Source organism: Novosphingobium sp. (assembly GCF_039595395.1).
GTDB lineage: Bacteria > Pseudomonadota > Alphaproteobacteria > Sphingomonadales > Sphingomonadaceae > Novosphingobium.
Map to the genome: position 1 here is coordinate 2,841,627 of NZ_JBCNLP010000001.1, position 20,016 is coordinate 2,861,642.

Consider the following 20,016-nt stretch of genomic DNA (forward strand, 5'->3'; position numbering starts at 1 on the left):
CCGCGCGCCGCTTTTTTCGCAGCGCCGACAAGAGAGAACTGCCCCTTCGCAGGATGAACCGATGCCCGCAGTGATCTTTCCCGGCCCCGAAGGCCGCCTCGAAGGCCGTTTCCAGCCCGGCACCCGCCCGCGCGCGCCCGTCGCCATGATCCTCCACCCCCACCCGCAGGCCGGGGGCACCATGAACGACCGCGTGACGCAGGCCCTCTACAAGACCTTCGTCGCGCGCGGCTTCGCCACGCTGCGCTTCAACTTCCGCGGCGTCGGTCGTTCGCAGGGCAGCTTCGACAATGGCATTGGCGAGCTGTCGGATGCCGCAGCGGCGCTCGACTGGGTGCAGTCGATCCACCCCGAGGCCTCCACGACCTGGATCGCGGGCTACTCCTTCGGTGCCCTCATCGGCATGCAGTTGCTGATGCGCCGCCCGGAAATCCGTGGCTTCATCAGCGTGGCCCCGCCCGCCAACATGTATGACTTCAGCTTCCTGGCGCCTTGCCCCGCCAGCGGCATCATCGTGCAGGGCACCGCCGACACGGTGGTGACGCCCGGCGCCGTGCAGAAGCTGGTCGACAAGCTGCGCACCCAGAAGCACATCACCATCCATCACGATGAAGTGCCCCGCGCCAACCATTTCTTCGAGAACGAACTCGACGATATGATGCGGGCGGTGGACAATTATCTCGACATGCGTTTGTCGCCGGATTGTCCGATCCGTTAAGGGTTGAAGAAGGTGAATGCGAGGGCCATCGCCCTCGCGCTCCCTTTATTGTCTACGTTGCGCCACGGGTTCAGCCAAAGAGCAACGTCGCTGCGCCGCAGGCTTTAAAATTGCCAGCGCAGCGTTTTCTCATAAACCTACTGCCTGCGGCGCCATAGGCCGCGCAGGTGGAGAGCCGAGGCACTCCATTTCGGCGCCACCGCTCGTGCGTCGGAAGACGTCATGGGAGCGCGAGGGGGTAACCCCCTCGCATTTTCTCCCTTAAACCCTCATTCCTTGGCAGCCCCGCCTCCAAAGAACCCCGAAGCCGCCCCCAGCAGGCCACCAAGCCCGCCCTGAGCCCCTTCGCCGCCCTGACCGCCGAAAGCGCCCAGCACGCTCTGCAGCATCTGCGGATTGTCGGAGAGGTGCTGCGCAATCTGCCCCAGCGCGCCTTCCCCGCCGAGGTGCTCGGCAATGCCGCTCAGCACGGAGGGATCGATACCGGTGTTGGCGGCGGCGGTCTCCACCGTATCGCCCGGCTCCTGGTGAGCCTGCCCCAAGGCGGCAATGGCGGTCTGCGCGGTTTCGGGATCGACGCCGAATTTCTGGGCAATGCTGCCCACATCCACATTCGAACCCAACTGGCCCAGCAGCGAATCAAACAGGCTCATGGCAAGCTCCTAGAGATGCGCCCGATGGCGCTTCGTCAGGAGAGTCTCAAAGCCCGGACGCAGAAGCAAGCCGCTTAACAAAAGAAAACACCGGCCTTCCGCTTGGCACGGAAAGCCGGTGCTTCCGAGGGGAGCGGCCCTCTCCGCTCCCTCTCCCCCAAGGCCGGGATCAGGCGGGAACAGCGCCCACTGCCGGAGCGGCAGCGCGCACGTTTTCGTCCACATGCTCCTCGAACTGGGCGAAGTTATCGACGAAGAGCTGCACCAGCGCGTGGGCGGTCTTGTCGTAGTCTCCCGCATCGGCCCAGGCGCCGCGCGGGTCGAGCAGCTTGCTGTCCACGCCGGGGACGGCCAGCGGCACTTCGAAGCCGAAGTTGGGGTCCTTGACGAAGGTGGCATCGTTCAGGCTGCCGTCCAGCGCAGCGTTGAGCAGGGCGCGGGTGGCCTTGATCGGCATGCGCTTGATGCCCTCCTGCGTGGCCTTGCCGCCCGACCAGCCGGTGTTGACCAGCCAGCACTTCACACCCCCCTTGGCGATGCGCTCTTTCAGCAGATTGCCATAGACCGAGGGATGGCGCGGCATGAAGGGCGCGCCAAAGCAGGTGGAGAAGGTCGCCTCGGGCTCGGTCACGCCGATCTCGGTACCCGCCACGCGCGCGGTGTAGCCCGAGAGGAAGTGATACATCGCCTGTTCGGGCGTCAGCCGCGCGATGGGCGGCATCACGCCGAAAGCGTCAGCCGTGAGGAAGATCACATTCTGAGGCACTGGCCCCAGATTGTCCTTCGAGGCATTGGGGATGAAGTCGATCGGATAGGAACCCCGGCTGTTTTCCGCCAGCGAACCATCGTCGAAATCCAGTTCGCGGGTGACCGGATCGATCACCACATTTTCCAGCACCGTGCCGAAACGCTTGGTGGTGGCGTAGATTTCCGGCTCGGCCTCGGGCGAGATGCGGATCATCTTGGCATAGCAGCCGCCCTCGAAATTGAAGACCGCCGTGTCCGACCAGCCATGCTCATCGTCGCCGATCAGCGTGCGGCTGGCATCGGCCGACAGCGTGGTCTTGCCGGTGCCCGACAGGCCGAAGAACACCGCCGTATCGCCATCGGGCCCGATGTTGGCCGAGCAATGCATCGGCATGATGCCATCGGCGGGCAGCAGATAGTTGAGCAGGCCGAAGACCGACTTCTTCATCTCGCCGGCATAGGCCGTGCCACCGATCAGGATCAGCTTTTCGGTGAAATTCACCGCGATCACCGTCTCGCTGTTGCTGCCGTGGCGGGCCGGATCGGCCTTGAAGCTGGGCAAGTCGATGATGGTGTATTCGGGCACGAAGCTGGTCAGTTCCTGCTCCGCGGGGCGCACCAGCAGCGTGCGGATGAAGAGGTTGTGCCAGGCGAACTCATTGATCACGCGCACATTGATGCGGTGTTCCTTCTGGCTGCCGCCGAACAGGTCCGCGACATAGAGCGTTTCCTTGTCCTCGACGGCCTTGAAGAAATCCTCCTTCAGCGCCGCGAAATGCTCGGGCGTCATCCCCCGGTTCACATTGCCCCACCACACGGTGCTTTCGGTCGTCGCATCGCGAACGATGAACTTGTCCTTGGGGCTGCGGCCCGTGTGCTTGCCGGTGGCGACCACGAAGGGGCCATCCTTGGCCAGCAGGCCCTCACCGTTGCGCACGGCGTGTTCGACCAGCGGCGACGTGCCCAGATTGGCGAAGATCTGGCCCCTGGCGGCAATGCCCTGACGGTCCAGCGGGTAGGAAAGCGATGCGGTGGTCAAGTGCTTCTCCATCAAAAGGCGCTGCTCATCCGGGGGCGGGAAAAGCGAGTCGCTGGCTTCCACATACGAATGCGTAACCGGATTGCGGGAGAATTCAACCGGAATGGTGCGTGGTGTTCCGCGATGAAACATCCGTTTTGCACGCTAGTCGCCAGGGCGCCTCACCCATGCGGTGGAGCCGGCCTTCAGGGACGCGGCGATGGACAGCAACGAGCCCGCTGGCTAGACTGCGCGGCAATGAACGCGTCCTCGCTCGATCCCTCCGGGGAAGCTGCCCCCGGCCCCGCCGCCGGCCAAACCTCGCAGGCCGCAGGCCATACCATCGCGCTGGTCGATGACGACCGCAACATTCTGGCCAGCGTCTCGATCGGGCTTCAGGCCGAGGGTTTCGCCACCCGCGTCTATGCCGACGGCACCAGCGCTTTGAAGGCCCTGCTCGACAATCCGCCCGATCTGGCGGTGGTCGATATCAAGATGCCGCGCATGGACGGGCTGGAACTGCTGCAGCGCCTGCGCGAGACCAGCGCCCTGCCCGTCATCTTCCTCACCAGCAAGGATGAGGAGCCCGATGAGGCGCTGGGCCTGGCCATGGGCGCCGACGACTACATCACCAAGCCCTTCAGCCAGCGCCTGCTGGTGGCGCGCATCCGCGCCATCCTGCGCCGTCTGGACGCGCGCCGCGCCGCCCCCGCCCCCAGCGGAGAGCCCGCGCCCGACATCATCCATCGCGGCCGCCTCGCCATGGACCCGGCCCGCCACGAGGTGACGTGGAACGAGCAGCCCGTTTCCCTCACCGTCACCGAATTCCTGATCCTCGAGGCCCTCGCCAGCCGTCCTGGCGTGATCCGCAGCCGCAACCAGTTGATGGACGCGGCCTACAGCGACGACATCTATGTCGATGATCGCACCATCGATTCGCATATCAAGCGCCTGCGCCGCAAGTTCCGTCAGGCCGACCCGACCTTCAGCGCGATCGAGACGCTGTATGGCGCGGGCTATTCCTTTGCCGAAACCGGATAGCGCCCAAAGCTGATGGCCAAATCCCGCAAAACCGCGCAGGAGCGCAAGCGCTGGGCCAGCGTCATCGCGCCGCTGTCCTCGCGCATGAAGATCAGGGGCGTGTCGCTGACGGCGCGCATTCTGGCGGTCAATGTCATCGTGCTGGCGCTGATGGCCTTCAGCCTGCTGTTCCTCGACAACTACCGCAACCAGATGCTGGCCGAGCGCTTCAAGCGCGCCCGCGTCGAGGCCGAGATCGCCGCCGCCGTCATGGCCCAGTCGCCCGGCTCAGCGCGGCCCAAGGTGCTGGCCACGATCGGCACGCATCAGCAGATGCGGCTGCGGCTCTATGCGCCCGACGGCCATCTGGCGGCGGACAGCTTTGCCCTCGCCCCGCCCTCCTTCAGCCTGGCCGATCCGCGCAGCCAGCCCTGGACGATGAAGGCCGCGCGCACGCTCGACCGCATGATGGATGCCGCGCTGCTGGCCCCGCCCGTGCCGCGCTATGACGAGCCGCCGCCGCCCGCCAACCCCAAGGATGCCGCCGGCCTCTGGCCCGAGGTGATGGAGGCGCGCGCGCAGGAAGGCTCCACCGTGCGTGAGCGCTATGCGCCCGACCGCACCCCGATCATCAACGCCGCCACGCCGCTGGGCACGCGCGGCGCGGTGCTGCTCACCACCCGCCCGGCGCCCGATGTGACGCAAGCGGTGCGCGACGCGCGCCAGACTCTGGCCATCGTGGTGCTGGCCGCGCTGCTGACCACCGTGTTCCTCTCGCTGTTTCTGGCGCGCACCATCGTCCAGCCCCTGCGCGTGCTGATGCGCGCGGCGGTGCGGGTGAGGCTGGGCCGCGACCGCACCGTCATCGTCCCCCGCCTGCCCGAGCGCGGCGACGAGATCGGCCTGATGGCCCGCGCCATCGCCGATATGACCGAGGCCCTGCGCCAGCGCATCGACGGCGTGGAGGCCTTCGCCGCCGATGTCGCGCATGAGATCAAGAACCCGCTGGCCTCCTTGCGCAGCGCGCTCGATACGCTGGACAAGGTGGGCGATGGCGATCTGCGCCGCCAGCTCCACGCGATTGCCGCGCATGATGTGCAGCGCATCGACCGGCTGGTGACCGAGATCGCCTATGCCAGCCGCATCGATGCCGAACTGTCGCGCACCACCTTCGATGTCGTCGACCTGCTGGCGCTGGCCACGGCGCTGGCCGGTGAGCGCGAAAGGCGCGGGGTCAACCGCGATTGCGTGGTCGTGGTGACGCATGAGGGCAGCACGCCTCCGGTGGTCGAGGGCGACGCGGCAAGGCTGGAACGGGTGTTTGAAAATCTGATCGACAATGCGGTGTCCTTCTCGCCGCCCGGCGGGACGATCACCGTGGCGCTGGCCAATCACGGCCTCTATGTGTCCTGCGATGTGACCGACGAGGGGCCGGGCATCCCGGCCTCCGCGCGGGAACGTGTGTTCGAGCGCTTCCACTCGCTGCGCCCGGCCGGCGAGGATTTCGGCAGCCATTCGGGGCTGGGACTGGCCATCGCGCGCACCATCATCGTGGCGCATGACGGGCAGTTGCATGCGCGCGATCCGCTGGAAGGGCCGCCGCAGAACGGGCGCGGCGCAAGGCTGGTGTTCGAACTGCCCTCCTGGCATCCGGCCCAGGTGGCGTCATGATGTTGCTCCGACAATTGACCTGCGTGGCGATCGGCGGGCGCGCCGTGCTGATCGATGGCAGCAGCGGCAGCGGGAAATCCAGCCTCGCCCTCGCCTTGATCGACCGGGGCGCCGCGCTGGTGGGCGACGATGGCGTGGCGCTGCGCGTTGAAAGCGGCGTGCTGCTGGCCTCCCCGGTCCCGGCCACGCGCGGCTTGATCGAGGTGCGCGGCGTGGGTCTGATGCCCATGGCGGCGGTGGAGAATATGCCGGTGGCGCTGCTGATCCGCCTGACGCACGACGCGCCGCGCTATGTCGAAACACCGAGGCATGAGGATATTCTGGGCGTCGATCTGCCGCTGCTGGAGCTTTATCCCGACAGTCCGGTGTTAGCGCTAAGAGCCACCATCGCGCTCGATGTTCACGGGTTGCCGGTGGCGCCGCTGTCCTGAAGGTCGGATCGGGGCGCTTGCCCCTTTCCTTTTGCCCCTCTTGGGCGCAAAAAGCCCGGATATGTCCGACGAATCTGCCTCGACTCCGGCGTCCCCCGCCCCGGAGCCTGTTTCTGCCGACAGCGGGAAACGCCAGCGCATCATGCTGGTGACCGGCATGCTGGGCGCAGGCAAGACCACCGCCCTGCGCGTGCTGGAGGATCTGGGCTGGGAAACCATCGACAATTTCCCCATCCGCCTGCTCGAAAGGCTGATCGATTCGCCCGAGCATGGCGCGGATCTTGGCGAACATCATGGTCCTCTGGCCATCGGCTTCGATTCGCGCACCCGCGGTTTCAACCCGCATGAGGTGATCGAACTGGTCAAACGCCTGACCAGACGCGGCGATCTGGCGCTGACGACGCTCTATCTCGACTGCGGCGGGGCCGAGCTGGAACGCCGTTACAACGAGACGCGCCGCCGCCATCCGCTGGCCAATGACATGCCCGCCGCCTCCGGCATCGCCGCCGAGCGCGAGCTGATGGAGCCGCTGCGCCGCTGGGCCGATCTGGTGATCAACACCACGCAATTCGCCGCGAATCAGTTGCAACAGGCCATGCGCGAGCAATTCGCCCCCGCTGCAGGCCCCGATCTGACGATTTCGGTGAGCAGTTTCGGCTTTTCGCGCGGCATGCCTCCCGTTGCCGATTTCGTCTTCGACATGCGTTTTCTCAACAATCCGCATTGGGACAAGGACCTGCGCCCGATGACCGGCAAGGACGCCCCGATCGCCGAATTCATCCGCCAGGACCCGGCCTTCGAGGACGCTTTTGCACGGATTCGCGACCTGCTGCTGGCAGTTCTCCCCCGTTTTCAGGCGCAGGGAAAAGCCTATGTTCACATCGCTTTCGGCTGCACCGGGGGGCGTCATCGCAGTGTCTTCATGGCCGAACAGATCGGCATGGCCTTGCGCAACCACGGATTTTCACCCACAATGCTGCACCGCAACCTGCAATCGCGTGCGGCCGACCTCGTAGAAGGGGCCGCCAGCCGATGACAGTTTGCATGTTCACCAGACCACGGGGGGTCAACGCGATGGTCGGGAACTCAATTCGGAGCGCAATTCCCGCATGATCGGTATGATCCTTGTCACTCACGGCAAACTCGCCGAAGAATTCGTGCATGCGATGGAGCATGTCGTCGGACGGCAGGAGGCCATTGCGACGGTCTGCATCGGGCCCAACGATGACGTCGAGAAGCGCCGCCGCGAAATCGCCGAGGCGATCCAGCAGGTCGATGCGGGCGACGGTGCCATCATCCTGACCGATCTGTTCGGCGGCACGCCCAGCAATCTGGCGATCTCGCTGATGCAGGCGGGCCGGGTCGAGGTGATCGCGGGCATCAACCTGCCCATGCTGATACGCCTTGCCGGGGCGCGAAAATCCGCCAATGTGCTGGGGGCCGTGGTCGCCGCGCGCGATGCGGGCCGCAACTATATTACCATCGCGTCCGAATTTCTGGGTCAGGACGCCTAAAACAACAACACGGCAGGGTGAAACGCATGGGAGAAGCACGGGAAACCGTCGAAATTGTCAACGCCAAGGGCCTGCATGCGCGGGCCAGCGCGAAATTCGTCAATATGGTCGCCATGCTCCCCGAGGGGCTGGACGTGAAGGTGTCGAAAGAGGGCGCGGAGGCCGGTGGCGGCTCGATCCTGGGCCTGATGATGCTGGGCGCCGCGCGCGGCGACAGCGTGGACATCATCGTCAAGGGCGAAGAGGCCGAAGTGGCCCTGTCGCGCCTTGCGGGTCTGGTGAAAGACGGTTTCGGGGAAGACTGAAGCCTCTGTTTGACGTTTGACAGGGCATAAATCGGCGGCGTGTTGCTGTCGCACTGCTTTTGCGAAAAGCCGGTTCCCACTTTTTCGCGCGATGCGCATTTCGATGATCGCACCGCTTTTGCGAAAAACCGGTTCCCACTTTTTCGCGCGATGCTCTATGGGCGGGGTTTCCCTTTTCTCACAGGCTGACACCCGCCCATGCGCCGCACGATCACCGGCTTCTCCAACCCCACGGTCAAGTTCCTCAAGAGCCTGCGCGACAAGAAGCATCGCCGCCGCGAGGGCAAATTCCTGACCGAGGGCCTGCGCCTGCTGACCGACGCCCGCGAGATGGGCCGCCTGCCCGAAATGCTGATCATGGCCGAGGGTCGCGACCCGCACCCCCTGCTGGAGCAGCTTGAGAACGATGTGCTGGCAGCCGGCGGCGATGTGGTGGAAACCAGCGAGGACATCCTCAGCAAGATCACCGGCAAGGACAACCCGCAGGCCGTCTGCGGCGTCTTCCCGGAATTCGACACCAGCCTCGCCGGGCTGGACCGCAATGCCGCGCCGCTCTGGCTGGTGGCGCATGCGATGCGCGACCCCGGCAATCTGGGCACGATGCTGCGCACCGGCGATGCCGTGGGCGCGGGGGGCCTGATCCTGATCGACGACTGCGTGGACCCGTTCAGCGTGGAAGCCGTGCGCGCCAGCATGGGCGCGGTGTTCACGCAGCGCATCGTTCAGGCCCGCTGGGAAGAGTTCCTGCCCTGGCTGCGCGGCGACGAAGGCCAGTTGGTGGCGGCCTCTTTGCGTGAGGCCGTGCCCTATCGCGGGGCGCCTTACGCCGGGCCTTGTTTTATCATGGTCGGCAATGAGTCGCGCGGCCTGCCCGAGGATTACGAAATGGCCTGCGACCTGCGCGTGACGATGCCGATGAAGGGACGCGCGGACAGTCTGAACGCCGCGGTGGCCGGGGCCGTGTTGGCCTATGAGGTTTTGGCGGGGCTGGAAGGGAAGTAAGAAGGAAATGCGAGGGGGTTACCCCCTCGCGCTCCCATGACGTCTTCCGGCGACAGGGCAGTGGCGCCGAAATGAAGCGCCCCGCCTCTCCACCGGCGCAACGAAAAGGCGCCGCAGGCAGAAGCCCCGGCGCCTTACGCTGATCCAGAATTTTAAAGCCTGCGGCGCTGCAAACTCAGCTCAACGCAGAACCCGAAGCGCAACGCAGACATTCATGGGAGCGCGAGGGTGTAACACCCTCGCATTTCTCTTTCTTCCTAAACCCCTGCCTCTTCTCCCGGCAAAGGCAGCGCGGCCACATCCCCATAACGCGGCGCGGCTTCGACCAGAGGCACATCCTCGACCTCGCGCTTGCCGATCTCGATATGCTTGTCGCGCAGACGGCGCCCGGCGGAGAGCACGTTCCGCTCGAAACTACCGACGAATTTGTTGTAGTTCTCCACAGCGCTGGTCAAGCCGCCGCCCATGCGCTTCAAATGCTCTGCCGCGACAGCAAGACGGTCATAGAGTTCGCCGCCCATGCGGCCGATCTCCTTGGCCTCCTTCGCCAGACCATCCTGACGCCAGACCTGTGCCACGGTGCGGCAGATCGCGACCAGATTGGTCGGGCTGGCCAGCAGCACGCGGCGATCGAAGGCAAAGTTCCAGATGTCGGGGTCGTATTCCAGTGCGGCGGCAATGAAATGCTCGCCGGGGACAAACATCAGGACGTAATCCGGCGCGTCCTCGAACTGGCTCTGGTAGCTTTTGCTGGCCAGTGTCTGGATATGGTTGCGCATCGAGGCGGCGTGGCCCTTCAGCGCCAGCTCGCGCAGCGCGTCATCGCTGGCCTCGAAGGCTTCCTGATAGGCGTTGAGCGAGACCTTGGCGTCGATCACCAGCTTCTTCTGGCCGGGGATGGTGACGATGGCGTCGGGGCGCAGGCGGCCTTCTTCCGTGTTGACCGAATGCTCGGTAACGAAATCGGTGTGTTCGGACAGGCCGCATTGCTCCAGCACATTGCGGAGCTGCTGCTCGCCCCAGCGGCCCCGCGCCTTGGGCGCATTGCGCAGCGAGTTGCCGAGACGGGCGGCTTCCTCGCGCACCTTTTCTTGGCCCGCACGCAGCAGGTCGATCTGGCCCAGCAGCTGGCCAAAGGCATCGACGCGGCGGGTTTCCAGCGCCTGCACCTGCTCTTCATAGGCCTTCAGGCGGGCACCAACCGGCGCCAGAACGGCACTCATCCGCTCGGCGCTGGTCTTTTCGCTTTCGGTAAAGCGGGCCTCGGCGCGGTTCAAAAACGCTTCCTGCGCCTGAGCCAGCACACGGGCGCCAGAGGCCTCGAACTGCTGGCGCAGCGCGTCCTGCGCTTCGAGTAGCAGGCGCTTCTGTTCCTCGAAATGGGTGGCATTGGCGCGCAAGGTCGCCACTTCGCCCTGCGCGTCCAGCAGCAGCGCGCGGGCCTGCTCCACCTGGCCCGCCAGCGCATCGGCGCGAGATGCGCGCTCACTAGCGGCGGCAAGATCGGTGATGGCGCTGCGAAATTTACCATCGAGCACGGCAAAGGCCTGCTCTCGCTCGGCCACAACCTTGTCCCGCTCGGCAAGCCGCGCTTTCCAGTCGGCCAAGGGGCGCTGGCCGAAAAACCAGCCCAGTCCAAGGCCCACGACAAGGGCAACAATCGCGACAACAGCCGGTTCCACGCTTCACTCCATCAGAACGAAGCGTGAACCTAGGCCCCTATCGCAAAAGGATCAAGCCGCCTTGCGCGCCTTTTCCAGCTTCTTGAGCGCCATCTGGCGCTTCAGGCGCGAGAGGTGATCGATAAAGAGGATGCCCTCAAGGTGATCGATCTCATGCTGGATGCAGGTGGCCATCAGGCCTTCCAGATCCTGCTCATGCACCGTGCCGTCCAGATCCTGCCAGCGCAGGCGGCAGGTGGCGGGGCGCTCCACATCGGCGAAGATGTCGGGCACCGAGAGGCAGCCCTCCTGATAGACCGACAGTTCCTCCGAAGGGTTGAGAATCTCCGGATTGATGAAGATGTGCGGCTCTTTCTTGAGCGGGCGATGGGTATGCTCATGGCCGCCGTGCGAAGTGCAGACCTCGGGCTCGGCATCCATGTCTTCGGGCTGCAGGTCGACCACCACCACGCGCAGCGGCACGCCCACCTGAATGGCGGCAAGGCCGATGCCCGGCGCATCATACATCGTCTCGAACATGTCATCGACGAGCGTTTTCAGCTCATCATCGAACACGGTGACGGGGGCGGAAATCTGCTTCAGTTGCGCATCGGGCGCTTCAAGGATCGGTCGGATAGCCATACTGCGCCAGATAATCCCGCCTGCCCCCGCGCGCAAGGCCGCCAGCCGCCAAATTTAGCGATTTTGATAAGCGCCCGAAACGATCAGGCAACGGGGCGCCTTGCCCGCAAGGCCTGAGCCAGCGTCCCTTCATCGAGATAATCGAGTTCACCGCCCACCGGCAGGCCATGGGCCAGCTGGGTGACCCGCACCGGCATGTTCTCAAGCCTTTCAGCGATATAATGGGCGGTGGTCTGGCCCTCCAGCGTGGCATTCATCGCCAAAACCACCTCATCCACGCCGCCGCCCTCCACGCGGGACAGCAGGGGAGCAATCGCCAGATCCTCGGGCGCCACCCCGTCCAGCGCCGACAAACGCCCGCCCAGCACATGATAGCGCCCGGTGAACAGCCGCGCCCGGTCCAGCGCCCAGAGGTCCGCCACCTCCTCCACCACGCAGATCTGGCGCGCGTCGCGGCGCGGATCGGCGCAGATCGCGCAGGGGCTGGCGGTGTCCACATTGCCGCAGACCTCGCATTCGGTCAGCCGCTGGCTCAGCGCGTCCAGCGCGTCGATCAGCGCGGGCAGCGCGGTTTCGCGCCGCTTGATCAGCCACAGCACGGCACGCCGCGCGCTGCGTGGGCCCAGTCCGGGCAGGCGGGAAAGCGCGCCGGCCAATGTCTCGATCTCTTGCGATGCCATGCCGCCCCAGATAGGGCAGCCGCACCAAAACCGAAAGACGCTCGAGACCACCTATGCGCATCATCTTTATGGGGACACCCGATTTCGCCGTTCCCGCCCTTCAGGCGCTGGTCGATGCAGGCCATGAGGTGGTCGCCGCCTATTCGCAGCCCCCGCGCCCCGGCGGCCGCCGAGGCCGGGAACTGACCCCCGGCCCGGTCCACAAACGCGCCGAGGAGCTGGGTATCGAGGTACGCCATCCCCTCTCGCTGAAGGGCGAGGACGAGAAGGCCGCCTTTGCCGCCTTGAACGCCGATGTGGCGGTGGTGGCCGCCTATGGCCTGCTGCTGCCCCGCGCCGTGCTGGAGGCGCCAACTCATGGCTGCCTCAACCTGCATGGCTCGATCCTGCCGCGCTGGCGTGGGGCCGCGCCGATCCAGCGCGCGATTCTGGCCGGAGACGAGCAGACCGGCGTGGACATCATGCAGATGGAAACCGGTCTGGACACCGGCCCGGTGCGGGCCAGCGTGCGCACGCCCGTCGCGGGCAAGACGGCGGGAGAACTGACGGTCGAACTGGCTGCACTGGGCGCGGAACTGATCGTGCGCGTGCTTGCCGACCTGACTGCCTTCCCGCCTGTCACCCAGCCGGAAGAAGGCCTGACCTACGCCCGCAAGATCGAGAAGGCCGAGGCTAAGCTGGATTTCACCGCTGGCGCTCAGCAGGTTCTGCGCCAGATTTTGGCTTTCAATCCCGCCCCCGGCGCCTTCTTTGAACTCCAAGGCGAGCGCATCAAAATTCTGGCCGCCAACATTCTCACGGATGATCCGGAGGGGAAAATCGCCGATTTCCCGACCATACCCGGCATCGTGATCGGCGATCAGCTTGCGATTGGCTGCGGCACAGGAGCAATCCGCCCCACCGTCGTTCAACGCGCTGGCAAACCCGCGATGCCGATGTGGGACATGCTGCGCGGCTTCCCGATTCGTGAGGGCACGCAGCTTTCATGACCCGCTTCGCCCTCACGCTGGAATTCGACGGCACCCCCTTCATGGGCCTGCAACGGCAAGCCCATGGCCCCTCGGTACAACAGGCCGTCGAGGAAGCCATCGAGCGCGTCACCGGCGAACCCGCGATCCTCTTCGCCGCCGGGCGCACCGATGCGGGCGTCCACGCCCTCCAGATGCGCGCCCATGCCGATATCGCAAAGGACATCGCCCCCTTCCGCCTGATGGAGGCCCTCAACTTCCATCTGCGCCCCGATCCCATCGCGGTTCTGGACTGCCGCATCGTCCCTGACGACTGGCACGCCCGCTTCTCCTGCATCGGCCGCAGCTACATCTACCGCATCGCCAACCGCCGCGCGCCGCTGACGCTGGACGCCAACCGCGCATGGCAGGTGCAGAAGCCGCTGGATGCTCAAGCCATGCATGAAGCCGCGCAGGCCCTGGTCGGCAGGCATGATTTCACCACCTTCCGCTCCGTCCACTGCCAGGCCCAGAGCCCGCTCAAAACGCTGGACAGCCTCAATGTCCGCCGCGAGGGCGACTGGGTCATCATCGACACCGCCGCGCGGTCCTACCTGCACCATCAGGTGCGCTCGATGGTCGGCTGCCTGTCGCTGGTCGGGCTGGGCCGCTGGAAGGTCTCGCAGATGGCCGAGGCTCTGGAAGCGCGGGATCGCAAGGCGCTGGGGCTGAATGCGCCTTCGGATGGGCTGTATTTCGATCGGGCCTTTTATCCCGAAGAAGGATGAAGGGAAGATGCGAGGGGGTTACCCCCTCGCGCTCCCATGACGTCTTCCGACGATAAGGCAGCGGCACCGAAACGAAGCGCCCCGCCTCTCCACCTGCACAACGAAAAGGCGCCGCAGGCAGAAAGCCCCGGCGCCCTACACTGATCTTGGAATTGAAAGCCTGCGGCGCTGCGACATTAATCTAAGGCCGAACCCGATGCGCTCCGTAGACATTCATGGGAGCGCGAGGGTGTAACACCCTCGCACCTTCCCCTTATTCTCTTAGGCCTTACCGACCACGCTCTCAGGCAGATCCTTGCCGAACACGCGCTGGTAATATTCAGCCACCAGAACCCGCTCGGTCTCGTCGCACTTGTTGAGGAACGACAAACGGAACGCAAAACCGATATCCTTGAAGATCGCCGTGTTCTGCGCCCAGGTGATGACGGTACGCGGGCTCATCACCGTCGAGATATCGCCATTGATGAAACCGCGGCGGGTCAGCTCGGCCACCTTGACCATATCGGCCACGGTCTTGTCGGCCACGCCATCGACCTTCTTCAGGACGATCTCGCTCTCGATCTGCGCGGGCAGATAGTTCAGGCCGACGACGATGTTCCAGCGGTCCATCTGGCCCTGGTTGATCGCCTGCGTACCATGATAGAGCCCGCTGGTGTCGCCCAGACCCACGGTGTTGGCCGTGGCGAACAGGCGGAACCACTTGGAGGGGCGGATCACGCGGTTCTGGTCGAGCAGCGTCAGCTTGCCCTCGGTCTCCAGCACGCGCTGGATCACGAACATCACGTCCGGACGACCGGCATCATATTCGTCGAACACCAGCGCGGTGGGGGTCTGCAGTGCCCAGGGCAACAGGCCTTCGCGGAATTCGGTGACCTGCATGCCGTCCTTCAGCACGATGGCATCGCGCCCGATCAGGTCGATACGGCTGATGTGAGCATCGAGGTTGATGCGGATGCAGGGCCAGTTGAGGCGCGCCGCCACCTGCTCAACATGGCTGGACTTGCCGGTGCCGTGGTAGCCCTGCACCATCACGCGGCGGTTGAAGGCAAAGCCTGCAAGGATCGCCAGCGTGGTGTCGGGATCGAAGACATAGGAGTCGTCGCGGTCCGGCACGCGCTCGTCCGCCACCGAGAAGGCGGGCACCTGCATGTCGATATCGATGCCAAAGGTCTCGCGCACATCGACGGTTTTATCGGGTGCGGCCATGACCGTGGAGGAGGCACTGTCGGGCTGAAGGTTCAGAATCTGCGTCATCGTGTTTTCGGGTTAACCGCCGATCCTCGCGGCTGCAACATGTTTGAAGCACCATGCAGGCAACTTTGGTCCTGTCCGATGGTTGTGATGATGGTTGCCATCGGCGGCCAGAGTGTCACCATCGCTCCTATTACGACTCATCATAAAGCGTACACTCGGGGGAGAGAGATCATGAATGACGTTCAGGGCAACTGGATCTGGTACGAACTGCTGGCCGACGATCCCCATGCCGCCAAGACCTTCTACGAGGCGGTGGTCGGCTGGTCGATCACCCTCGACGCCATGCCCATGAGCGAGCCCGACACCGCCTATGCGATGATCACCGCCGAGGATGGTCCGATGGTGGGCGGCATGCTGACCATCACCGCCGAGATGAAGGCGCAGGGCGCGCGCAGCATGTGGCTGGGCTATGTCAGCGTCGAGGATTGCGCCGCCACGCTGGCGGCCATCGAGAAGCGCGGCGGGCGTGTGCTGATGCCCGCCACCACGCTGGATGTGGGCACCATGGCCATGGTCATGGACCCGTGGGGGGCGCCTTTCTACATCATGGCGCCCACGCCGCGCCCCGATGGCGCGAAGAGCACCGCCTTCTCGCCCACGCAGACCGGGCGCTGCGGCTGGAACGAGCTGCACACCTCCGATCAGGCGGGCGCGGTGGGCTTCTACACCGAGCTGTTCGGCTGGTCGCTGCCCGGCTCGATGGATATGGGCGATTTTGGCACCTATCAGTTCATCGGCAAGGGCGAGGTGATGCTCGGCGCGATCATGACCAGCCCGCCGCAATCGCCGCCGCCGCACTGGAACCACTATTTCCGTGTCGTCAGCATTCCGGCGGCCAAGGCCGCTGTCGAGGCGCATGGCGGTCAGGTGGTGCATGGGCCGATGGAGGTACCGGGCGGCGACTGGATTCTGGTCGGCGTCGATCCTCAGGGCGCGCCTTTCGCGCTGGTCGGCGGCGCGGATGTGGTGGAGGATTAAGAGCCATGGCCGATTACACCTTCTTCACCAACCCCATGTCGCGCGGCCAGATCGCGCGCTGGGCGCTGCATGAGGCCGGCGCGACCTACGATCAGGTCATCGTCAGCTACACCGAGCCCAAGCCCGAGGCCTTTCTGGCCGCCAATCCGATGGGCAAGCTGCCCACGCTGATCCATCATGGCGCGGGCGATGCCGTCATCACCGAATGCGCGGCGATCTGCGCCTATCTGGCCGAGGCTCATCCCGCAGCTGGGCTGGCCCCCACGGCCGAGGAACGCGCCAATTACTACCGCTGGCTGTTCTTCGCGGCGGGCCCGGTGGAGCAGGCGATCACCGCCCGCGCCTTCGGTTTCGAGCCCGACGAGAAGCAGGTTCGCTCCTGCGGTTTCGGCAATTTCGATCTGATGGTCGAGGCGTTGGCGGGCCATTTCGCCAGCCATGATTTCGTCTGCGGATCGCGCTTTACCATGGCGGATGTCTATGTCGGCAGTCAGGTGCTGTGGGGCCTGATGTTCAAGACGCTGCCCCAAAACGACAGCTTCGCCGCCTATGCCGCCCGCCTGATGGAGCGCCCCGTCTACAAGGAGGCCAAGGCCATCGACAACGCCATGATGCCTCCGAAGGACGCGGCATGAGCAAGATTACCGCCTGCCTGTGGTTCGACACCGCCCTCCACGGCGGCGCCGAGCCTGCCGCCCGCTTCTACACCGATCTGTTCCCGGACAGCTCACTTGATGCCGTTCATCGCTCGCCATCCGATTATCCCGGCGGCAAGAAAGACGATGTGCTGATGGTCGAGTTCACGCTGATGGGCGTGAAATGCACCGGCCTCAACGGTGGCGGGCAGGCCCGGCACAGCGAGGCTTTCTCCTTCCAGATTTCCACCGAAACCCAGGAAGAGACCGACCGTTACTGGGAGGCCCTGACCGCCGATGGCGGCGCGGGCATCGCCTGCAGTTGGTGCAAGGATCGCTGGGGTCTGCGCTGGCAGATCGTCCCTCGCGTGCTGAGCGAGGGGATGGCCGATCCCGATCCTGCTGTCAGGGCTCGCGTCTTTGCCGCCATGCAGACTATGGTGAAGATCGATATCGCCGCGATCGAAGCCGCGCGGCGCGGAGACTGAATCAATGCATGAATTGTCGATCAACCGGCTGATCGCCGCCTCGCCCGAGGTGGTGTGGGATGTGATGGTCAACCGGCAGGAGGAATGGTGGTGCCCCAAACCCTGGCGCGCCATCATCACCGCTCAGGACAAGCGCCCCGGCGGAGTCTGCGACATGGTCATGCACGGCCCCGATGGCGAGGTGATGCAGCATCGCGGCATCTACCTCGCCTATGAGGAGGGCAAGCGCTTTGCCGTCACTGACGCGATCACCGGCGATCTGGAGCCCAGCGGGCCCTTCATGATCGGCATCTGGTCCATCGAGCCCGAAGGCAGCGGCACACGCTACACCGCCAGCGCCCGCCACTGGACCGAGGAAGCCATGCGCCAGCATCAGGAGATGGGCTTTATCCAGGGCTGGGTCGCCTGCGCGGACCAGTTGGCTGCCTTGTGCGAAACCGCTAGCTAAAGGCCGCTGCCTTGCGCAGCAGTTGGTAGGCCTCCACCACCTGCTGCAGCTTGGCTTCGTGGCTGCGGTCGCCACCGTTGCGATCCGGGTGATAGCGGTGGACCAGATCGGAATAGCGTGAGCGCAACTGCCGCCGGTCGGCATCGATGCCCAGTTCCAAAAGCTCCAGCGCGCGGCGTTCCTCGGGCGTGACAGGACGGCCATCGGCACGCTGCGCCGGATTGGCCTGAGCGTGACGCGCCTTGGAAAAGCCTCGGGCGCGGGCTGCAATGGCCTCCAGCGGATCGGCGTAATCGGCCCAGCGCGGGGCATCGTCCACGCCCGCGGTGGGGCGGAAGGCGCGCTGCTCGCTGGCCCAGCCGTGGATCGGGGATTGCGCCTGCCAGATTTCCTCGGCGCTCATGCCCTCGAAATAATCGTAGCCCGCGTTGAAGGCGCGGATATGGTCCAGGCAGAACCAGCGGTAGTCGCCCGGCCCGTCAAAGCCCGAGGGGCGCAAGCCGGGCGCACGAAATTCGCCCTGATTGGGGCAGTCAGGCCAGTCGCAGGGGCGGGCATGCCCCTTGACCCGCCCATGGAAGCGGTCATGTTTCATCAAGCTCCCCATAGATGCAGGACGAACGGGATGAAAAGGGTGTAAGGAGCATAACATGACCCAGACCCAATCCATCGCCCCCACCGGCCCCCTCGCCGCAGAAATCCACCAGTTGCTGACCGAAGCCTTCGCCCCCACCCGGCTGGAGGTCATCAATGATTCGGCTTCTCACGCCGGCCATATGGGCGACGACGGCACGGGCGAATCGCATTTCACCGTCGAGATCGAGAGCGCATCCTTTGCCGGGGTGAACCGCGTGATGCGCCAGCGCATGGTCAACCGCGCGCTGGGCGATATTCCGGGCCAGCGCGTGCATGCTCTGGCGATCCGTGCCACCGCTCCGGGGGGAGTAAACCCGTGCCCCGCCGCATTCGCCGCGCCGCGCGCATCCTGCTGGTGGATGGCGCGGGCCGCGTGCTGCTGTTCCGCTTCACGCCTTCGGACCGGCCGCCCCTGTGGGCCACGCCCGGCGGCGAATGCGATGAGGGCGAAAGCTTCGACGCCGCCGCCCGCCGCGAGCTTCTGGAAGAAACCGGCATCGACACCGATCCCGGCCCGGAAGTGGCGCGCGGCGGCTGCGATTTCCTGACCTTCGATGGCGAGCCCGTGACCGGCGATGAGCGTTATTACATCGTGCGCGTCGCTGATCCCGCGATCAACCCCCATGCGCTGACCGCCAGCGAACAGGCCGTGATGCTCGAGCACCGCTGGTTCACCCCCGAGGAAATCCCCGGCTGGCCAGAGGTGATCTATCCCGAAAACCTGTCCGAATTGCTGGTCGAAGTCGGGCTGATTCCGGCGTGATCGCCCTGCCCGATCCCCGCCCGGTGGTGCTGCGCTCCGGCGTGACGCTGGATGTGTGCGAGACGGGGCCTGCCAATGCCCCCGCGCTGATCTTCCTCCACGGCTTTCCCGAAAGCTGGCGGGCATGGCGGCACCAGATTGCCGATTTCGCGCCGCATTATCGCTGCATCGCCCCGGATCAGCGCGGCTATGGTGCCTCCTCCAAACCTGCCGGGGTTGCCGATTACGCCCCCGAAAAGCTGGCCGAGGATGTGCTGGCTCTGGCCGATGCCCTGAGCATGGAGCGCTTCACGCTGATCGGCCATGACTGGGGCGGCGTGGTCGCATGGCTGGCGGCGCACACCGCGCCGGAGCGCATTGCCCGCCTTGCCATCGCCAATGCGCCGCATCCGGCTCTGTTCCAGCGCCTGCTCTGCGCCAATGCCGAACAGCGCCAGGCATCCGCCTATATCACCGCCCTGCGCGATCCCGCCATCGACGAGGATCTGGCGAGCCGAGGCCTTACCCCCACCCTGCTGCACCTGTTCGGCAAGGGCGCCCTTGCCGCCATGGAGCCGGAGGAACGCGCGCATCTGCTCACCCGCTGGCAGGATGGCGATGCCGCCCGCGCCATGGTGAACTGGTATCGCGCCAGCCCGATCGTGGTGCCTTTGGAGGATCAGCCTGCGCTTGCCCCCCCTTCCCGCCGCTCTGCCCATGCCGGTTCAGGTGATCTGGGGCATGGAAGACCGCGATCTGCTGCCCGCCTGTCTGGATGGGCTGGAGGATATCTGCCCCGATTTGCGGATCGCCCGTCTGCCGGGGGTGGGCCATTTTTCACCCTGGGCCGGGGCGGGGCAGGTTTGTGAAGTTCTGGAAGGGTTTTTGAAGGAAGAATAAATGCGAGGGCCATCGCCCTCGCGCTCCTTTTAATGTCTACGTTGCGCCAAGGGTTCGGCCTTGCGCCCAGTTTGCCGCGCCGCAGGCAGGAATTGATGCCTGCGGCGCCCCACCATGGCGCTGGTGGAGAGATTGGGC

General features: G+C 65.3%; 23 protein-coding genes and 1 pseudogene. 17 read left to right on the plus strand and 7 right to left on the minus strand.

The annotated features are described in order from the left end of the window. The first annotated feature begins 61 nt into the window (after positions 1-61). Positions 62-718, plus strand: a complete 657-nt coding sequence (locus ABDW49_RS13140; RefSeq protein WP_068080223.1) for an alpha/beta hydrolase — start codon at positions 62-64, stop codon at positions 716-718. Positions 719-987: 269 nt separating this feature from the next. Here the strand turns inward: ABDW49_RS13140 and ABDW49_RS13145 are convergent, their stop codons facing one another. Together ABDW49_RS13145 and ABDW49_RS13150 are read right to left on the minus strand one after the other, a co-directional pair. Continuing rightward, positions 988-1,371 (minus strand): hypothetical protein, encoded by a 384-nt coding sequence (locus ABDW49_RS13145; RefSeq protein WP_343612465.1) that lies wholly within the window; start codon positions 1,369-1,371, stop codon positions 988-990. Positions 1,372-1,540: 169 nt separating this feature from the next. Further along, complete coding sequence (locus ABDW49_RS13150; RefSeq protein WP_343612467.1) at positions 1,541-3,169, minus strand: phosphoenolpyruvate carboxykinase; 1,629 nt, start codon at positions 3,167-3,169, stop codon at positions 1,541-1,543. A gap of 225 nt (positions 3,170-3,394) precedes the next feature. Here ABDW49_RS13150 and ABDW49_RS13155 point away from each other — a divergent pair, with 225 nt between their 5' ends. The 7 genes from ABDW49_RS13155 (at position 3,395) to ABDW49_RS13185 (ending at position 9,079) form a co-directional block, all read left to right on the plus strand. Beyond that, positions 3,395-4,177 carry a response regulator transcription factor gene (locus tag ABDW49_RS13155; protein ID WP_343612469.1) on the plus strand — a complete coding sequence of 261 codons (783 nt, stop codon included), beginning with the start codon at positions 3,395-3,397 and terminating at the stop codon, positions 4,175-4,177. 12 nt (positions 4,178-4,189) lie between these two features. Next, complete coding sequence (locus ABDW49_RS13160) at positions 4,190-5,827, plus strand: ATP-binding protein (RefSeq protein WP_343612470.1); 1,638 nt, start codon at positions 4,190-4,192, stop codon at positions 5,825-5,827. Continuing rightward, positions 5,824-6,258, plus strand: coding sequence for a serine kinase (locus tag ABDW49_RS13165; RefSeq protein ID WP_343612472.1), 435 nt, complete (start codon positions 5,824-5,826; stop codon positions 6,256-6,258). Before ABDW49_RS13160 ends, ABDW49_RS13165 begins: the two co-directional genes overlap by 4 nt. 142 nt (positions 6,259-6,400) lie before the next feature. Next, positions 6,401-7,294 carry an RNase adapter RapZ gene (rapZ, locus tag ABDW49_RS13170; RefSeq protein ID WP_343614284.1) on the plus strand — a complete coding sequence of 298 codons (894 nt, stop codon included), beginning with the start codon at positions 6,401-6,403 and terminating at the stop codon, positions 7,292-7,294. A gap of 73 nt (positions 7,295-7,367) precedes the next feature. Further along, positions 7,368-7,772 carry a PTS sugar transporter subunit IIA gene (locus ABDW49_RS13175; protein ID WP_343612474.1) on the plus strand — a complete coding sequence of 135 codons (405 nt, stop codon included), beginning with the start codon at positions 7,368-7,370 and terminating at the stop codon, positions 7,770-7,772. A 26-nt stretch (positions 7,773-7,798) separates the two neighbouring features. Beyond that, positions 7,799-8,077 (plus strand): HPr family phosphocarrier protein, encoded by a 279-nt coding sequence (locus tag ABDW49_RS13180; RefSeq protein ID WP_343612478.1) that lies wholly within the window; start codon positions 7,799-7,801, stop codon positions 8,075-8,077. A 198-nt stretch (positions 8,078-8,275) separates the two neighbouring features. Further along, complete coding sequence (locus ABDW49_RS13185) at positions 8,276-9,079, plus strand: RNA methyltransferase (RefSeq protein WP_343612479.1); 804 nt, start codon at positions 8,276-8,278, stop codon at positions 9,077-9,079. A gap of 257 nt (positions 9,080-9,336) precedes the next feature. Here the strand turns inward: ABDW49_RS13185 and ABDW49_RS13190 are convergent, their stop codons facing one another. From ABDW49_RS13190 to recR, 3 genes are all read right to left on the minus strand, one after another. Beyond that, positions 9,337-10,761, minus strand: a complete 1,425-nt coding sequence (locus tag ABDW49_RS13190) for a DNA recombination protein RmuC (RefSeq protein WP_343612480.1) — start codon at positions 10,759-10,761, stop codon at positions 9,337-9,339. A 51-nt stretch (positions 10,762-10,812) separates the two neighbouring features. Beyond that, a complete protein-coding gene (locus ABDW49_RS13195) occupies positions 10,813-11,382 on the minus strand; it encodes a peptide deformylase (RefSeq protein WP_343612481.1) in 570 nt (189 codons plus the stop codon). 83 nt (positions 11,383-11,465) lie between these two features. After that, complete coding sequence (recR, locus tag ABDW49_RS13200; protein ID WP_343612482.1) at positions 11,466-12,062, minus strand: recombination mediator RecR; 597 nt, start codon at positions 12,060-12,062, stop codon at positions 11,466-11,468. A 53-nt stretch (positions 12,063-12,115) separates the two neighbouring features. On the opposite strand from recR, the gene fmt reads away from it, so the two are divergent. Together fmt and truA are read left to right on the plus strand one after the other, a co-directional pair. Then, positions 12,116-13,051, plus strand: a complete 936-nt coding sequence (fmt, locus tag ABDW49_RS13205) for a methionyl-tRNA formyltransferase (protein ID WP_343612483.1) — start codon at positions 12,116-12,118, stop codon at positions 13,049-13,051. Further along, positions 13,048-13,797, plus strand: a complete 750-nt coding sequence (truA, locus tag ABDW49_RS13210) for a tRNA pseudouridine(38-40) synthase TruA (protein ID WP_343612484.1) — start codon at positions 13,048-13,050, stop codon at positions 13,795-13,797. The genes fmt and truA overlap by 4 nt, the downstream gene beginning before the upstream one ends. Before the next feature lie 261 nt (positions 13,798-14,058). Here truA and ABDW49_RS13215 read toward each other — a convergent pair whose 3' ends face one another. Next, positions 14,059-15,051 (minus strand): AAA family ATPase, encoded by a 993-nt coding sequence (locus ABDW49_RS13215; protein WP_343612485.1) that lies wholly within the window; start codon positions 15,049-15,051, stop codon positions 14,059-14,061. A 171-nt stretch (positions 15,052-15,222) separates the two neighbouring features. Here ABDW49_RS13215 and ABDW49_RS13220 point away from each other — a divergent pair, with 171 nt between their 5' ends. From ABDW49_RS13220 to ABDW49_RS13235, 4 genes are read left to right on the plus strand one after another with little or no spacing between them, the layout of a single operon-like run. After that, entirely contained in the window at positions 15,223-16,029 is an 807-nt protein-coding gene (locus ABDW49_RS13220; protein WP_343612486.1) for a VOC family protein, read from the plus strand. Positions 16,030-16,034: 5 nt separating this feature from the next. Beyond that, the gene (locus ABDW49_RS13225) at positions 16,035-16,664 is read left to right on the plus strand and encodes a glutathione S-transferase family protein (protein ID WP_343612488.1); all 630 of its coding nucleotides are present in this window, start codon (positions 16,035-16,037) and stop codon (positions 16,662-16,664) included. Then, positions 16,661-17,152 (plus strand): VOC family protein, encoded by a 492-nt coding sequence (locus ABDW49_RS13230; RefSeq protein WP_343612489.1) that lies wholly within the window; start codon positions 16,661-16,663, stop codon positions 17,150-17,152. The genes ABDW49_RS13225 and ABDW49_RS13230 overlap by 4 nt, the downstream gene beginning before the upstream one ends. 4 nt (positions 17,153-17,156) lie before the next feature. Next, positions 17,157-17,600, plus strand: coding sequence for an SRPBCC domain-containing protein (locus ABDW49_RS13235; RefSeq protein WP_343612490.1), 444 nt, complete (start codon positions 17,157-17,159; stop codon positions 17,598-17,600). Here ABDW49_RS13235 and ABDW49_RS13240 read toward each other — a convergent pair. Then, positions 17,593-18,195 (minus strand): J domain-containing protein, encoded by a 603-nt coding sequence (locus tag ABDW49_RS13240; RefSeq protein ID WP_343612491.1) that lies wholly within the window; start codon positions 18,193-18,195, stop codon positions 17,593-17,595. The genes ABDW49_RS13235 and ABDW49_RS13240 overlap by 8 nt on opposite strands. A gap of 55 nt (positions 18,196-18,250) precedes the next feature. Between ABDW49_RS13240 and ABDW49_RS13245 the strand changes: the two are divergent. From ABDW49_RS13245 to ABDW49_RS13255, 3 genes and pseudogenes are all read left to right on the plus strand, one after another. Continuing rightward, a pseudogene (locus ABDW49_RS13245) lies at positions 18,251-18,541 on the plus strand (BolA family protein); the annotation flags it as partial. 11 nt (positions 18,542-18,552) lie between these two features. Then, positions 18,553-18,999: an NUDIX domain-containing protein gene (locus tag ABDW49_RS13250; protein WP_343612493.1), complete on the plus strand. Its 447-nt coding sequence runs from the start codon at positions 18,553-18,555 to the stop codon at positions 18,997-18,999. Continuing rightward, positions 18,996-19,847, plus strand: a complete 852-nt coding sequence (locus ABDW49_RS13255) for an alpha/beta fold hydrolase (protein ID WP_343612495.1) — start codon at positions 18,996-18,998, stop codon at positions 19,845-19,847. The genes ABDW49_RS13250 and ABDW49_RS13255 overlap by 4 nt, the downstream gene beginning before the upstream one ends. Positions 19,848-20,016: the final 169 nt, after the last annotated feature.

What these genes read in the sequence shown, in the direction of transcription:
- ABDW49_RS13140 (WP_068080223.1), top strand. Translation starts at nt 62, where the DNA reads ATGCCCGCAGTGATCTTTCCCGGCCCCGAAGGCCGCCTCGAAGGCCGT.
- ABDW49_RS13145 (WP_343612465.1), bottom strand. Translation starts at nt 1,371, where the DNA reads ATGAGCCTGTTTGATTCGCTGCTGGGCCAGTTGGGTTCGAATGTGGAT.
- ABDW49_RS13150 (WP_343612467.1), bottom strand. Translation starts at nt 3,169, where the DNA reads ATGGAGAAGCACTTGACCACCGCATCGCTTTCCTACCCGCTGGACCGT.
- ABDW49_RS13155 (WP_343612469.1), top strand. Translation starts at nt 3,395, where the DNA reads ATGAACGCGTCCTCGCTCGATCCCTCCGGGGAAGCTGCCCCCGGCCCC.
- ABDW49_RS13160 (WP_343612470.1), top strand. Translation starts at nt 4,190, where the DNA reads ATGGCCAAATCCCGCAAAACCGCGCAGGAGCGCAAGCGCTGGGCCAGC.
- ABDW49_RS13165 (WP_343612472.1), top strand. Translation starts at nt 5,824, where the DNA reads ATGATGTTGCTCCGACAATTGACCTGCGTGGCGATCGGCGGGCGCGCC.
- rapZ (WP_343614284.1), top strand. Translation starts at nt 6,401, where the DNA reads ATGCTGGTGACCGGCATGCTGGGCGCAGGCAAGACCACCGCCCTGCGC.
- ABDW49_RS13175 (WP_343612474.1), top strand. Translation starts at nt 7,368, where the DNA reads ATGATCGGTATGATCCTTGTCACTCACGGCAAACTCGCCGAAGAATTC.
- ABDW49_RS13180 (WP_343612478.1), top strand. Translation starts at nt 7,799, where the DNA reads ATGGGAGAAGCACGGGAAACCGTCGAAATTGTCAACGCCAAGGGCCTG.
- ABDW49_RS13185 (WP_343612479.1), top strand. Translation starts at nt 8,276, where the DNA reads ATGCGCCGCACGATCACCGGCTTCTCCAACCCCACGGTCAAGTTCCTC.
- ABDW49_RS13195 (WP_343612481.1), bottom strand. Translation starts at nt 11,382, where the DNA reads ATGGCTATCCGACCGATCCTTGAAGCGCCCGATGCGCAACTGAAGCAG.
- recR (WP_343612482.1), bottom strand. Translation starts at nt 12,062, where the DNA reads ATGGCATCGCAAGAGATCGAGACATTGGCCGGCGCGCTTTCCCGCCTG.
- fmt (WP_343612483.1), top strand. Translation starts at nt 12,116, where the DNA reads ATGCGCATCATCTTTATGGGGACACCCGATTTCGCCGTTCCCGCCCTT.
- truA (WP_343612484.1), top strand. Translation starts at nt 13,048, where the DNA reads ATGACCCGCTTCGCCCTCACGCTGGAATTCGACGGCACCCCCTTCATG.
- ABDW49_RS13215 (WP_343612485.1), bottom strand. Translation starts at nt 15,051, where the DNA reads ATGACGCAGATTCTGAACCTTCAGCCCGACAGTGCCTCCTCCACGGTC.
- ABDW49_RS13220 (WP_343612486.1), top strand. Translation starts at nt 15,223, where the DNA reads ATGAATGACGTTCAGGGCAACTGGATCTGGTACGAACTGCTGGCCGAC.
- ABDW49_RS13225 (WP_343612488.1), top strand. Translation starts at nt 16,035, where the DNA reads ATGGCCGATTACACCTTCTTCACCAACCCCATGTCGCGCGGCCAGATC.
- ABDW49_RS13230 (WP_343612489.1), top strand. Translation starts at nt 16,661, where the DNA reads ATGAGCAAGATTACCGCCTGCCTGTGGTTCGACACCGCCCTCCACGGC.
- ABDW49_RS13235 (WP_343612490.1), top strand. Translation starts at nt 17,157, where the DNA reads ATGCATGAATTGTCGATCAACCGGCTGATCGCCGCCTCGCCCGAGGTG.
- ABDW49_RS13240 (WP_343612491.1), bottom strand. Translation starts at nt 18,195, where the DNA reads ATGAAACATGACCGCTTCCATGGGCGGGTCAAGGGGCATGCCCGCCCC.